This is a genomic window from Chlamydia pneumoniae TW-183 (genome assembly GCF_000007205.1).
GTDB classification, from domain to species: domain Bacteria; phylum Chlamydiota; class Chlamydiia; order Chlamydiales; family Chlamydiaceae; genus Chlamydia; species Chlamydia pneumoniae.
Genome location: NC_005043.1, coordinates 1,113,233 through 1,127,977 on the forward strand (window position 1 = coordinate 1,113,233; position 14,745 = coordinate 1,127,977).

Consider the following 14,745-nt stretch of genomic DNA (forward strand, 5'->3'; position numbering starts at 1 on the left):
TTTAGGAGATACATGTTCCACTCACTAAGTAAAAATACTCCCATCATCACACAGGGAATTACAGGGAAAGCAGGTTCATTTCATACTGAGCAGTGCCTCGCCTACGGTACGAATTTCGTAGGGGGTGTGACTCCAGGCAAAGGGGGAACCCTTTGGCTAGACCTGCCAGTCTATGATTCTGTACTTGAGGCGAAGCAAGCTACAGGGTGTCGCGCGACCATGATTTTTGTTCCACCACCTTATGCCGCCGAGGCCATCCTAGAAGCCGAAGAGGCCGGAATCGAACTTATTGTTTGTATTACCGAAGGGATCCCTGTTCGAGATATGCTTGAAGTGGCTAGAGTTATGGACAACAGTACTTCACAGCTTATCGGCCCGAATTGTCCAGGAATTATCAAGCCTGGAGAATGTAAAATTGGAATTATGCCAGGATATATCCACCTGCCGGGAAATATTGGAGTGGTCTCTAGATCAGGAACTCTGACATACGAGGCTGTTTGGCAGCTCACTCAGCTCAAAATCGGCCAGAGTATTTGTGTAGGTATTGGGGGAGACCCCCTCAATGGAACCTCATTTATTGATGTCTTGCAGGCGCTGGAGGAGGATCCCTATACAGAACTGATTTTAATGATCGGGGAAATCGGCGGTAGTGCCGAAGAAGAGGCCGCGGCCTGGATCCAAGCACACTGCACAAAACCCGTGGTTGCTTTTATTGCTGGTGTTACAGCTCCAAAAGGGAAACGCATGGGGCATGCTGGGGCCATCATCTCTGGAAATTCTGGGGATGCCAAAAGTAAAATACAAGTTCTACGTGAATCTGGAGTTACTGTAGTTGAGTCTCCGGCCCATATCGGAAAAACTGTAGACGCTGTATTACGGGCAAAAGAACTCTAATGCTTAATCATCTAACCTACAAGTACAAGGTTCGCTTAATCCTTTGGATTGGGAGCTCTCTACTTTAATGAAGATCTTGTGCTTGGGGACTCATTCTTGCGCCTAGTTCTTATTCATGTCTTACGTCGCTATTTCCCTGTGGGTAAGGAAAATCAGAAAAAGAGACCTATTCGCAAGTTATAAAGTATTTACTTGAAATATTATTTCCCTCATCTACTAGCTCTTTAAGAACTAGCCAAGGGTGGATAGAAGTGCCTTCAAGGAGTGCTCTGGCAGCCATATCTAAGTGTGTGTTCAAACCCTATTCTGGCAACACAAATAAGATAGATGTTGTGGGATACTATATCATAAGAGTATACTGTTTCCAATTTCTTCAAATCCGTAAGCTTTTTTCTTTCCTTACACACGACTTTATTTTTTGAAATATCTTATCAATACCTTAGAACGAAGTTCTAATTAAAATAAAATCAGGATGTTATGCAGGTCTACGAGTTCTCTCGTCAAGTTCAACCCACATTTCAAAATTTACTCATGGAAAAATTAGATGCCTGCTTTTTCTTTGGAGGAAAGCGGGTAAAAATTATCGGTTTAGATGAACCTAATCTGGCTTGAGGAATAGAAGAACAGGTTGCACTATCCATTGCTATAAAGATCCTTAAAATTATCCTTGCACTTATTTTGTTCCCATTAGTTTTACTCGCCTGGGTGATTCGCTATCAATTGCACGCAAATTTCCATTGTAGTGTAGTGCCCTTCCCAGGATTTTCGGTAAACCAAGCATACAAATGTAGTGAGGCTAAGATAGAAGAAATGCTAGATCTTCTAGACTTAGAAACCCTGGAATGGTCATCAAGATGCCTTCGTCAAGATATGACATTTGCAAATCGGCTAGAGGAAGAGCTGATTCAAGAACTTCGTGTGTCAGAGACCGAGGAGTTGATTAGTCTTGGTGGTAAACGAAACCTTGTGCGTTTACTTCTCACGCACTTTTTTAATCCTCCAAAGAGATCGCGTGTAGAGTCTGTAGGTCATGAGGTTGTCTTTCCTGTATTTGATAGGCTAAAGAGAGAAGAGGAAATCATTGGGGATGGACCCATCACTCGATCCAATGAGGAACTGTGGGCTCTTCTAGATCATGGAACTGCTCGCGGGATCCATAAGACCCTTTGGTTTTCGATTTTTTTTAAGTATCTAACACAAATCGAACTGTTCTAGAAGCAGGTATTGGAGGGGAGATTTTCAAGAGACTTAACGCTATATTCCAGACTTCTACCGGTCAAACATTGACTTTAGCTCCGAAGCTCTCGAATCTTTGCTTTTCTGTTCATTTCTCTGGGTTGCTGCGTTGGGAAAACATTCAAGTTGAGTAGAGAGAAATTGTTAATTTTGTTTCTTTTCAAAGATTTTATCTTACCAGTCTCTTCTATTTGTCTGAGTTACTTGAGTGATGCGTGATTTTTTACATGTGACTTTTGGATCATGGATAACTGGAACTTTTATAAAAGATATCGAGTTCAGAAAAGAAGAAAAAAACCTCTTTTATTTAATGATTTATTTTTTAAAGTATATAAATAATTTATAATTATAAAATAATTTACTTTTTAATAATTAAAATGTAAACTGTTTGCACTTTAATAATAATTATAATTATAGATTTTGATGCTTGTCTATTGTTTTGATCCCTCGGTACCAACTTCACCAGAACACCGCCTGATGGCGGCATTAGACCGTTGGTTTTTCTTAGGAGGACATCGTGTAAGAATTCTCACGCTTGAGGGTAATCACTATCGGGCTTTTCAAGAAAATATGTCTATCTCAACAGTAGAGAAGATATTGAAACTAATTTCCTATCTACTCATCCCTATTGTCCTTATTGCTTTGCTAATCCGTTGTTTCTTACACTCTAGGTTTAAATGTAATTGGAAATGCGATTCTCTAAGTGACGCAAGAGTCCCCCACGACGTTCAACCTTTCAATGATTTCCAACTTTTCAATAATCAGGAGAGGCTAAATATATGGAAAAATCGGAGATATGTCTCTGGAATAGATGTGCTTATGGTGCCGGTCGATTATCTCAGATCTCAGTTTCCCGGTTTTAAGGAGATTCCAGAAGCTATCCGTTGCGAAAACTATGTAAGTGATGGTCAGTTTTCTGAAGAAAGTAAAACAAGCTATCTTAGAGCGATGCTGACCGACATTGTTGGGTATATCTTGTCATTAGATGAGACCTATTGGACGAATGTGATCCTCAAGATCCGTGCGATGTGCATCACCTTCGAAAGTTTCCCTGGAAAAGAAGCAGACCCTAACTATTCCCCTCGCGTAACTCACCACTATTTTGATGAATCTTGGAAGGCACTTGCGCGACATGTATTAGGAGAAGGTAACATGGTGAATAGACTAGATGAGGCGCTAATTCGTACAGAGAAGCCGGGCAAAGAAGGGGAATGTATTACGAAACAGTTTTTAAAAGATTACTGTAAAAAGCATCTCGAAGTTATGAGTTGTCCAGATTTCATTGAATCTCTGGTAGATGAAAAAATCCGAGAGTTTCGTTGTCCAAGTATTTTAAACTCAGCAGTATGTGATGTAATAGATCGCAAATGCCAAGAACATTTGTTAAAGGCAATAATAAACGAAGCAAACCGCAGGCTCCCTGGGATGAAAAATAGCTCATTCACTATGCGTGGTAACCAAGTTTTATTTTATACCATCTTTTCTCCACCAAAATTGCCACCTGCTGCGAGTTCCGTATATTTTTAAAGAAAGGAGATCTCTTGGTCTCCTAGTCCTGCTATAAGGTCTTGATATACATCTTTTTGGAGTAATTTCATTTTTTATATTATTTTATTAAAATCTTTATAATTCGTTTCTTTTGAAATATTTATTGTATTTCTTAATAACTGTATATAAACCAATTTGCTAATATTTTAAAAAGTAGTTTTTTGATGGAAGTTTATAGTTTTTCCCCTTCAGTAAGAACTTCGTTTCAGCACCGTGTAATGGCGGCACTAGATAATTGGTTTTTTCTAGGAGGGCGCCGTTTAAAAGTAGTTTCTCTAGATAGTTGTAACTCAGGGCAGGCTTGTGAAGAATACGTGCCTATTTCAACGACAGAAAAGGTCTTAAAGATACTCTCTTACCTACTCATACCGATTGTCATAATAGCTCTGTTAATTCGTTATCTTTTGCATAGCAATTTTACGGCAAAGGTATCACAGAAACCTTGGTTAAAGACCCTGCAGTTAGGAATTGATATAAAAAGCTTCATACTTCCCGGTTCTCATGTAAACACGATGGATTCAGCTACTTTGTTTAAAGCAATTCGTTTGGAAGGGAAGCGTGTTGATGTAGAATATCATAGGCTACATAGCAGCGATAAGGTGGTTTTTTATATCCCTGCTCAGAAACTTCCAGATGATCTGCGTTTGACTCATTGGCTTCCAGAAAAAGAAACAAGAAAGACTGAGTATGTGAGACATATGCTGGCCCATGTCATGGGTTATCTAACATCACAGGGTAAGGAACGGCTTCAACAGGTAGTGCAAGACTCTCGAAGCAGTACTTCCTTGGGGGCTGAAAAAGTCCTTCAATACAGATTCATTGATCATCCACAGAGTCAAGGAGAATTTCAACGTCTGCTTAATGAAAATATAACGACCAAAGGTTCCGAGGATAAGGAAGTTGTACAGAGTGATTTATTTGACATGGCTTTTCAGTGTTGGTGGCCACAGTTTATTTCAGTTATACAATCTCCGACCTTCAGTGAAGAATTAGTACACGAAATGAGTCAGAAACTTGATTTAGATTGTATATACCCAGAAGATGATGAATTTGAGCAGAAGTTCCTTAATACCCTTCTGAAAGCAGTCTTGCACCACGGTTTTGAAGGAATCAGTGTTGCGAGTATGGGTGTTATCTTCCTGATTTGTCCGGACTCTCTTGCATTACAGATTCCCTTCTTAAGGAATCAAAAATGATGCAGGTGTCGAGGTTCTTAGTTTTAAGGTAGTAAGACCTCCCCGCGGTAGAATATAGGATCTTCAAGCTCAAAGTCTCCGGCTTTGAGCGATGTTCCCCTCAAACTTTAATTCTACATCATGAAGTATTCTCAATCTAAAGATAAAAAATCCTTTTGTAGTGCTGTGTTAGTTACATATGATTTGTTTTTTTAATATGCATTGTATTTTTCAATAAATAATGATAAACGCTTCGCGAATGTTTTGAAAATATTTTTTTATGGAAGTTTATAGTTTTCACCCTGCGGTAAGGACTTCGTTTCAGCACCGTGTAATGGCAGCACTAGATGCTTGGTTTTTTCTAGGAGGGCACCGTTTAAAAGTAGTTTCTCTAGATAGTTGTAACTCAGGTTGGGCGTATCAAGAACTTGTGTCTATTTCAACGACAGAAAAAGTCTTGAAACTACTCTCTTACCTACTCGTACCGATTGTCATAATAGCTCTGTTAATTCGTTGTCTTTTACATAGCAATTTTAGGATAGACGTAGAGAAGGAACGTTGGTTAAAAATAAGGGAGTTAGGAATTGATATAGAAAGCTGCAAACTCCCCAGTTCTTATGTAAACCAGGTTTCCTCGTTTATTTGGTTTGAAAAAGATAAATCCAAACGGCCACGTATTGATGTAGATTATCATACGCTACATAGCAAAGACTGGGTAGTTTTCCCTATCGTTTTTCAGAAAATTCCAAAGACCTCGCGTTTCAGTTATTGGTTCTCACAAAAAGAAACAAGGAAGAGGGATTATGTGAGAAATATGCTGGACCACGTCATTGGTTATCTAACGTCAGAAGGTGGGGAGTGGTTGCAGTATATATCGAAAACCTCTTATCAAAGCGCTACTTCCTTGGATCCTGAAAGAGTTCTTCAATATTGCTTAACTGATAACCAGGAGCTCCAGGGAGAAGTGCAACGTTTGCTTAATGAGGAGAGTGCGACCAAAAGCTCTGGGGATAAGGAAGTTTTGTTAAGTCATGTATCTGACATTATTTGCCAGTGTTGGTGGCCAAAGTTTCTTGAAGTTATACAATCTCCGGCCTTTATTGAAGAATTAGTAGAAGAAGTGAGTGGTAAACTTAATTTAGATTTTTTATGCCTAGAAAAGGCTAATACATTAGATCAGGAGTTGAGAAACAGTCTTCTAAGAGCAGTCGTACACCACGGTTCTGAAGGAGTTGATATTAAGAAAGTTGGTGCCGGCCTCATTATTTATACGGAAGCTATTCAATTACAGATTCCCTTCTCAAGGAGTTAAAAATGATCGTAGTGTCGGGGTGCTTAGTTTTAAGGTAACAAGACATCCTCGCAGTAGAAGAGAGGATCTTCAAGCTCAAAGTCTCCGGATTTGAGCGATGTTTCCCTCAAACTTTAATTCTACATCATGAAGTATTCTCAATCTAAAGATATAAAATCCCTTTGTAGTAATGTTTTCGTCACATATGATTTGTTTTTCGTAATTACTAGGTAGCAGAACCTGTGTTAGCTAGTATACGATGGTATTCTGCTTCATCGAAAGACAACCTTCTTGAGGGATAGATATGATAACTAAGCAATTGCGTTCGTGGCTAGCTGTACTTGTTGGTTCAGGTCTGCTAGCTCTTCCTTTATCAGGGCAAGCTGTCGGGAAAAAAGAATCTCGAGTTTCCGAGCTGCCTCAAGACGTTCTTCTTAAAGAGATCTCGGGAGGGTTTTCTAAGGTCGCTACCAAGGCGACTCCCGCTGTTGTGTACATAGAAAGTTTCCCAAAGAGCCAGGCTGTAACACATCCTTCTCCTGGACGCCGTGGGCCTTATGAAAATCCTTTTGATTATTTTAATGATGAGTTTTTCAATCGTTTTTTTGGTCTACCTTCACAGAGGGAAAAACCTCAAAGTAAAGAGGCGGTTCGAGGAACAGGTTTCCTAGTATCTCCAGATGGCTATATTGTGACTAATAACCATGTTGTCGAAGATACAGGTAAGATTCACGTAACTCTTCATGATGGGCAAAAGTACCCAGCAACTGTAATCGGACTCGATCCTAAAACAGACCTTGCAGTCATTAAAATTAAATCCCAAAACCTCCCGTATCTTTCTTTTGGAAACTCCGACCACTTAAAAGTCGGAGATTGGGCAATTGCAATTGGAAATCCCTTCGGTCTTCAAGCTACGGTCACCGTAGGTGTCATCAGTGCTAAAGGAAGAAATCAACTCCACATTGCAGATTTTGAAGATTTTATTCAGACAGATGCTGCGATTAATCCAGGCAACTCTGGAGGCCCTCTTCTAAATATTGATGGACAGGTCATCGGTGTTAATACTGCCATTGTCAGTGGTAGTGGTGGCTATATTGGAATCGGGTTTGCGATTCCTAGCCTTATGGCAAATAGAATCATAGATCAGCTGATTCGTGATGGTCAAGTTACCCGAGGATTCTTAGGAGTGACTTTACAACCTATAGATGCGGAACTCGCTGCTTGCTACAAACTCGAAAAGGTTTATGGCGCTTTAGTCACAGATGTTGTTAAAGGATCTCCAGCAGATAAAGCAGGGCTAAAACAAGAAGATGTGATCATTGCTTATAATGGGAAAGAAGTCGATTCACTGAGTATGTTCCGTAATGCTGTTTCTTTAATGAATCCAGATACACGTATTGTTCTAAAGGTAGTTCGTGAAGGAAAGGTTATCGAAATACCCGTGACAGTTTCTCAAGCTCCAAAAGAAGATGGAATGTCGGCTTTACAGCGTGTGGGAATCCGTGTGCAAAACCTAACTCCTGAAACTGCTAAGAAGCTGGGAATTGCTCCAGAGACTAAAGGCATTTTGATTATAAGTGTTGAACCAGGGTCTGTAGCAGCTTCTTCAGGAATTGCTCCTGGTCAGCTGATCCTTGCTGTGAATAGACAAAAAGTATCTTCGATTGAAGATCTGAATAGAACGTTAAAAGATTCTAACAATGAGAATATTCTTCTTATGGTTTCTCAAGGAGATGTTATTCGCTTCATTGCCCTGAAACCTGAAGAATAAAAAGCTTGGAGTCATACATTTGATTCATAAAGAGGAATGAAGAGAGTTCTCTCTTCACTCTTTTATTTTAGGAAGCTTATCAAGAAGCTGACAAATAGAAAGGAATCCCTTTTTAAGTTGGTCCATCGAGAAATGCTCTTCTGCAGCGTGAATATCATCACTAAGATACGAAGTCCCACAAATGATAGGTGAGGTTTGTGCTGCTTCCCCTAATAGGGGACCTATCGGGATCGTAGCAGGCATCACTAATCTCAGGCATTCTTCATTGTAGAGGTCACTATAGATCTCTTGAAGCACTTTGACTATTGGGAGGTTCGCAGAACTTCTCCAACCTCGAGATCCTCCTGGAAGAATTTCATAAGAGAACTTTAACGAAGAAGGGACTTGTTGTTTCAAGTGATGGATAACTTGGTGAGCAGCTTTATCAGGATCTTGATTAGGAACAAGTCGGCAGGAGAGGTAGGCAGTGGCTCTATAGGGGATCACAGTCTTAAATCCTGGTCCCGTATAACCTCCAGAAATTCCATTGATTTCTACAGTAGGACGTAACGCAGATTCTTCAGGGCTATAAGAAGCTTCGTAACCCTGAGGTCGAAACCCTAAGTTTTCTTCGCATTCCCGAAGGGTATCCGACTTCGGAAGATCAGGACGATCGCTATCCGAGGGGAGAGCAAGATCATCATAAAATCCTTCAATAGCTATAGAATTGTCAGGGTGATGCAGAGAGCTCAGAATTTCTGATAAAGCACGATTCGTATTGTAGGCAATTCCTCCTAAAACTCCTGAGTGCATGTCCTTGTTCCCCTCTTCAAGGGAGATTTTCATGGAAACAATACCCCGAGCTCCAATGCTTACGTAGGGGTGTTTTTCAGAAAGGAAACCCCCATCTACGATCAGAAGATAGTCCGCGCGTAAAGCTTCTTTTTTCTTTTCTAACCAAGTAAATAATGCGAGACTCCCACTCTCTTCTTCACCCTCAATTAACCAAATAATATTTAGAGGGAAGTTTCCTTGAGATTCGTAATAGTGCTGTAATGCCTTTAAGGTGTAAAAACATTGTCCTTTGTTATCAGAGGCTCCTCGGGCATAGAGATTGCCATTCTCTTCTCTAAGGATAAAGGGATCTCCCTTCCAACCATCAGATAGCTGTGCTGGCTGCACATCATAGTGGTTATAGAGCATAAGAGTAGGGCTAAGAGGATCTTCGCTTTTATAGGATGCATAGATGATAGGGGGATGCCCAGGCGTTTCCCAGAGCTCTACATCGAAAATCTTATTCACATGATCTACTAAAAAATGTGCACAATTTTCACAATCCTGAAGATGATCACTATCCGCAGATATCGAGGGGAAGCTTATAAATTTTGCAAACTCTTCCAGGAAATTTGCACTATTTATATCAAAATGTTTCGAATCTAGATTCATAGGTTTCCCAGAGCAGTTGTTGAAAATAATATCACAGTAACTTAACTTGTCTTTTGTCGAAAAGAAAATAAGAACATAGGGTTTAGCGTGCTTTTTAGCATGATTAAGCATGACAAATTAGGGATTCAGCCCTAACTAATCAGATGAGTTACAGAAAGTATGAAAGCTGGTGATACGTATAGAAATTTCATTATTAAGTCATGCAAAGATCTTCCTGAAATAGAAAGTAAGCTCCTTGAGGCGGAACATAAGCCGACAGGAGCTTCTATTATGATGATCGTCAACAACGATGAGGAAAACGTATTCAATATTTGCTTTAGAACATGCCCACAAACTTCTAACGGTGTTGCGCATGTTCTAGAGCATATGGTCCTTTGTGGTTCCGAGAACTACCCCGTGCGGGATCCCTTCTTTTCGATGACACGTCGTAGTCTGAATACCTTCATCAACGCGTTTACAGGTCCAGATTTTACATGCTATCCTGCAGCTTCTCAGATTCCTGAAGATTTTTATAATTTACTCAGCGTGTATATTGACGCCGTGTTTCATCCTTTGCTTACCAAGCAAAGTTTCCTTCAAGAGGCATGGAGATACGAATTCAATTCCGAGAATCATCTCTGTTATACAGGAGTAGTTTTCAATGAGATGAAAGGTGCGATGATGTCGGGAGAGGCACGGCTCTCTGAGGCTCTAAATGCAGCTATTTTCCCTTCTGTGACCTACGGCGTAAACTCAGGAGGAGAACCCAGAGAGATTGTAACTCTATCTCATGAAGACGTCCGAGCATTCCATCAAAGCCAGTATAGTATCAATCGATGCTTGTTTTACTTTTATGGAAATATCAAACCTTCCCGTCATTTAGATTTCTTGGAAGAAAAGCTACTCAGACAAGCTACAAAGCTAGAAAAGCAGGCAGTATCCGTACCTTTGCAAAAGCGGTTTAAGGAACCAGTAAGGAACATCTTAACGTATCCTGTCGATCATCAAGAAGAAGATAAGGTCCTTTTCGGAATTTCTTGGCTTACCTGTTCCATTTTAGAACAACAAGAACTTCTTGCGCTGCATGTGTTAGAAATTATCCTCATGGGTACAGATGCCTCTCCTTTAAAATCTCGATTGCTGAAATCAGGGTTCTGTAAGCAGACAGAAATGAGCATCGAGAATGATATCCGTGAAATCCCCATGACCTTGGTATGTAAAGGATGTTCTCCAGCAGGAGCCCAGAAATTAGAAGCTTTGATTTTCGCTTCTCTTGAAGAAATCATCCGCGAAGGGATATCAGAAAATATTGTAGAGGGAGCAGTTCATCAGTTAGAGTTATCTAGAAAAGAGATCACAGGATATTCTCTACCCTACGGGCTGTCTCTATTTTTCCGCTCCGGACTATTGAAACAGCACGGAGGCTCTGCCGAAGATGGCCTGAGAATCCATAGCCTCTTTTCTGAGCTCCGTAATTCGTTAAAAAATTCTGATTATCTTGCCAAGTTGATCCGCAAGTACTTCTTAGATAATCCACATTTTGCAAGAGTGATTTTACTTCCTGATACCGAACTTGTTGCTAAGGACAATAAAGATGAGCAGCAGCTTTTACTCAGTGTTAGTGAAAAACTCACAGACGAGAATAAAGAAAAAATTCAACAAAATGTACGAGAACTCACAGAATCTCAAGAACAAAAGGAAGATCTGAATGGTATTCTTCCTAACCTTGCTTTGGATAAAGTGCCCACGTCTGGGAAGGAATTTCCTTTAATTAAAGAGGGGCTGAGTCAAGGAGAAGTTCTTCATCACGAATGCTTCACGAATGATATTGTCTTCATAGATGTTGTCTTAGATATCCCTCCGCTATCTGGAGAAGAACTTCCTTGGTTGCGTTTGCTCGTATTTTTAATGTTGCAGCTGGGATGTGGAGGCAGGTCTTATAAAGAACATTTAGAGTTTTTGTTAGAACATACAGGTGGCGTGGACGTCTCTTATGATTTCTCTCCTCATGCAAATAAAAATAGTTTCCTCTCTCCATCGGTAAGTATCCGAGGCAAAGCTCTGTCATCGAAATCTGAGAAGCTCTGTGGTATTGTCAGCGATATGTTAACAAGCGTGGATTTCACGGATATTCCTAGGATTCGTGAGTTGCTGATGCAGCATAACGAAGCCTTGACCAATAGTGTGAGAAATAGTCCCATGAGCTATGCAGTGAGCATGGCCTGCTCTGGGAATTCTATAACAGGGGCGATGTCTTACTTGACTACAGGGCTTCCCTATGTGAAAAAAATTCGCGAACTCACAAAAAACTTTGATCAGAATATAGACGAAGCGGTTGTCATCCTACAACGATTATACACCAAGTGTTTCTCAGGGAAACGGCAAATTGTCATTAGTGGAAGCGCTCATAACTATCAGCAATTAAAAGATAATAAGTTTTACGGTCTTTTAGACTACCTGATTGTGATTCCCGAACCTTGGGAAAATCCAAGTATAAACTTATATGTAACCTCTCGGGGGTTGCATATTCCTGCACGTGCAGCATTCAATGCTCTTGCTTTCCCTATTGGCGATATAGCTTATGACCATCCTGATGCTGCAGCTCTAACAGTAGCAGCAGAGATCTTAGATAATGTGGTCTTGCATACTAAGATTCGAGAGCAAGGAGGAGCCTATGGCTCGGGAGCAGCTGCAAACCTATCACGAGGATCTTTCTATTGCTATAGTTATCGAGATCCAGAAATTGCAACTACCTACAAAACGTTTCTAAAGGGAGTGTCAGAGATTGCTTCTGGTAATTTCACTAAAGAAGATATCTATGAAGGAGCTCTTGGAGTTGTCCAAGGTTTGGATATGCCCGTAGCGCCAGGAAGCCGTGCTTCCGTAGCGTTTTATAGGCTAAAAAGTGGTAGGATTCCCGTGTTGCGCCAAGCATTCCGCCGTTCTGTCCTTGAAGTGACTAAAGAACACATTTGTATGGTTATGGATAAATATCTAGAGTCAACAGTTCAGGAGACAACTTTGATATCTTTTGCAGGGGAAGAGATGCTTCGTAATAATGTTCTTACTCTAGATAAAGATTTCCCCATAGTACCAGCAATTTGAGACTTAGTCTTGTTTTTCTAAAGACTCAATAACAGCTAAGTTCGTATCTATATCACATGTGTGTGGAAACGAGGTGGCTAAGCTTTCTATAGGGGTAGGCTCTTCAATCTGATGGGATGACGAGGTTTCCAAGCCTTCGAACTTCCTTAATGTAGGCAGTACCCGGTATTGAAAGCTAGAGGTCATATCGTTGTAACTTTGTACCGTCTGGTTTAAATTTTTGCCTATCTTCTGAAAATGTGTGAACACTACCTGTAGGCGACGATGGAGCTCTTTACCTAAAAGACTGACCTCTTGAATTTGTTTTTGCAGATTCTCTTGCTTCCACATGTAAGCAATCGTCTTAAGTAGAGCAAGTAAAGTCAAAGGACTGGATAAGATTACGTTTGAAGAAGCTCCAATCTCCATCAATTCAGGAGCTAACCGAATTGCATCATTGAATAAGCTCTCCCCAGGAAGAAAAAGAATCACGTATTCTGGTGATTGATGAAACTTTTCCCAGTAACTCTTGGATTTCAGAGTCTTAATGTGCTCTTTAATTTTATCAACAAGATCCCCCTTGTCAATCTCCTCTACAGAAAAATAGGAGTCTGAAATCGGAGCTTTAGCATCAATAATTAAACAGCGATCTTGAGGCAGCCGAATAATAATATCCGCCCGAAATGCTCCTTGGGCACTTGTGGTTTGACTGTCGTAGTCACAGTATTTTAACATCCCGGCAAGCTCTAAAATTCTCTCCAGTTGGATTTCTCCCCAACGTCCTCGAGATCCTGGGTGCTTTAAAATGTCCGTGAGAACATGAGTTTCATGCTCCAATTTTTTCTCTACAGCAAGTAATTGCGATATCTGTTCTTTTAACCTTCCACGATCTTCGGCATGCTTAGTTTCAAATGTCTCTAAACTTTGCTTAAATGTCGTGAGTGTCGTTTGGATAGGAGAAAGTATAGACTGAAAAGATTTAGACGTATCACCAAAATAATTCTGAGCCTCTTCTTTCATATCTTTGATGAGTTTGTGAGAAGAAAGTGCTAGACGATTGCTGAAATCTTCAATTAACTGCTCTTGATGGCGGCTAAGATTTAAAGAAGTCTGTAGCAGTTGGTTTTCATGTTCTAATTTCTGAATCTTCTCTAGAAACGCACGCTTCTTCCTTGCATAGAGAGAAGACGATACGAAGACTCCCAGAAAAAACACACACCCAGATAAAAGTAGGCACGCTAGGGAAACAGGGAGGTTCATAACAGATGCTAGCTCTTTTTTCTATAGATGATTGAAAAGATCGGAAAGCCTACTAAAGTATATAGCCAAGATACAAGGAAAAAGACTTCAACAAAATGATCTACAAGTCCTGAAAAGAAAAGACATGCTGCTAAACCTATAGTCACTACCAGCAGAAAAGAAGAAACATTAAAGCGGAAATGCTTCACTCCAGGAAATTTCCATGGAGAAATCATCAGACCCCCAATGAAAAGAAGGGCAAATGATAATAGACCTACCCGAAGTTGGGCAGGGAGGTCTGGAAAGAAATCCGAAGCAAGAAATAAAGCTAAGGAGACAATACTTGCAGCAGCAGCAGGAATGGGCAGACCAATAAAACAATAAGGCTTTGAAACATCTACAGTCTTTTGAGAAAAGAGGTTGTAACGTACCAACCGCAACACTCCACACAGAGAATAAATAATCGAGGTGATGAGTAGTAGCGAAGAGAAAAAATTCCCAACATAAATCCCATCAAGACTTTTTATAGCAATCAAAGGTGGGGCAATGCCGAAAGTGACCGCATCAGAAAGAGAATCAAACTGAGCACCAAAAGCGCTCTCGGCTTTCATGATTCGAGCGATCGCACCATCAGAAAAATCCGCGATCATAGCACTAATAAGCAAGAGAGATAAGCCCTGCAAACGATGGAATAACTCTACAGAGGACGACGTTCTTAATACGCTTTTGAAAATAATAAATAATCCACAACAAAGTCCAAAAGCAGTAATAGCGTTAGGTGTCACTACGCGACGCTTGCCTCGTGCTTCTAGATCTAATCCCGCCATGTCAATTTGCCAGAGTTTCTTTTGCTCGTAGCATAATGGATTCTTCTAAAATCAACAAGTTTTTGCAGTCCTCTTGTCTATTAAGATCTCTATCTCCAAAAGCTCCTAGAGTATGATATTTTTACCGAGAAAGGGAGCATTTTTCAATTGCAGGAAACCATGACAATTCCTATATATGGTAGATAAGCGCATAACGTTTCACTACATATTGGGTTTTTTAAAGAAAAATCCTTCTTATGTTTAAAGGCGTTTTTCTTTCTACTTTTTAATTATAAC

The 14,745-nt window shown here is 40.3% G+C and carries 9 protein-coding genes and 1 pseudogene; 7 read left to right on the forward strand and 3 right to left on the reverse strand.

Annotated elements, in window-relative coordinates:
* The first annotated feature begins 12 nt into the window (after positions 1 to 12).
* The 6 genes and pseudogenes from sucD to CPB_RS05060 all read left to right on the forward strand — a co-directional run bounded on the left by sucD (position 13) and on the right by CPB_RS05060 (position 7,915).
* Positions 13 to 894 carry a succinate--CoA ligase subunit alpha gene (sucD, locus tag CPB_RS05035; protein ID WP_010883607.1) on the forward strand — a complete coding sequence of 294 codons (882 nt, stop codon included), beginning with the start codon at positions 13 to 15 and terminating at the stop codon, positions 892 to 894.
* Between the two features lie 477 nt (positions 895 to 1,371).
* Positions 1,372 to 2,109 (forward strand): annotated as a pseudogene (locus CPB_RS05040) (DUF648 domain-containing protein).
* Positions 2,110 to 2,553: 444 nt separating this feature from the next.
* Positions 2,554 to 3,657 (forward strand): DUF648 domain-containing protein, encoded by a 1,104-nt coding sequence (locus CPB_RS05045; protein ID WP_010892207.1) that lies wholly within the window; start codon positions 2,554 to 2,556, stop codon positions 3,655 to 3,657.
* Positions 3,658 to 3,842: 185 nt separating this feature from the next.
* Entirely contained in the window at positions 3,843 to 4,874 is a 1,032-nt protein-coding gene (locus tag CPB_RS05050; protein ID WP_010892206.1) for a DUF648 domain-containing protein, read from the forward strand.
* A gap of 259 nt (positions 4,875 to 5,133) precedes the next feature.
* Complete coding sequence (locus CPB_RS05055) at positions 5,134 to 6,165, forward strand: DUF648 domain-containing protein (protein WP_010883611.1); 1,032 nt, start codon at positions 5,134 to 5,136, stop codon at positions 6,163 to 6,165.
* Positions 6,166 to 6,448: 283 nt separating this feature from the next.
* A complete protein-coding gene (locus tag CPB_RS05060) occupies positions 6,449 to 7,915 on the forward strand; it encodes a serine protease HtrA (RefSeq protein WP_041466973.1) in 1,467 nt (488 codons plus the stop codon).
* Positions 7,916 to 7,969: 54 nt separating this feature from the next.
* Here the strand turns inward: CPB_RS05060 and CPB_RS05065 are convergent, their stop codons facing one another.
* On the reverse strand, positions 7,970 to 9,340 hold the full coding sequence (locus CPB_RS05065) for a M20/M25/M40 family metallo-hydrolase (RefSeq protein ID WP_041466982.1): 1,371 nt from the start codon (positions 9,338 to 9,340) through the stop codon (positions 7,970 to 7,972).
* A gap of 159 nt (positions 9,341 to 9,499) precedes the next feature.
* Here CPB_RS05065 and CPB_RS05070 point away from each other — a divergent pair, with 159 nt between their 5' ends.
* Complete coding sequence (locus tag CPB_RS05070; RefSeq protein WP_010883614.1) at positions 9,500 to 12,424, forward strand: insulinase family protein; 2,925 nt, start codon at positions 9,500 to 9,502, stop codon at positions 12,422 to 12,424.
* 3 nt (positions 12,425 to 12,427) lie between these two features.
* Here the strand turns inward: CPB_RS05070 and CPB_RS05075 are convergent, their stop codons facing one another.
* A complete protein-coding gene (locus tag CPB_RS05075; protein WP_010883615.1) occupies positions 12,428 to 13,663 on the reverse strand; it encodes a DNA recombination protein RmuC in 1,236 nt (411 codons plus the stop codon).
* An 8-nt stretch (positions 13,664 to 13,671) separates the two neighbouring features.
* Entirely contained in the window at positions 13,672 to 14,469 is a 798-nt protein-coding gene (locus CPB_RS05080; protein WP_010883616.1) for a CDP-alcohol phosphatidyltransferase family protein, read from the reverse strand.
* Between the last annotated feature and the right edge of the window lie 276 nt (positions 14,470 to 14,745).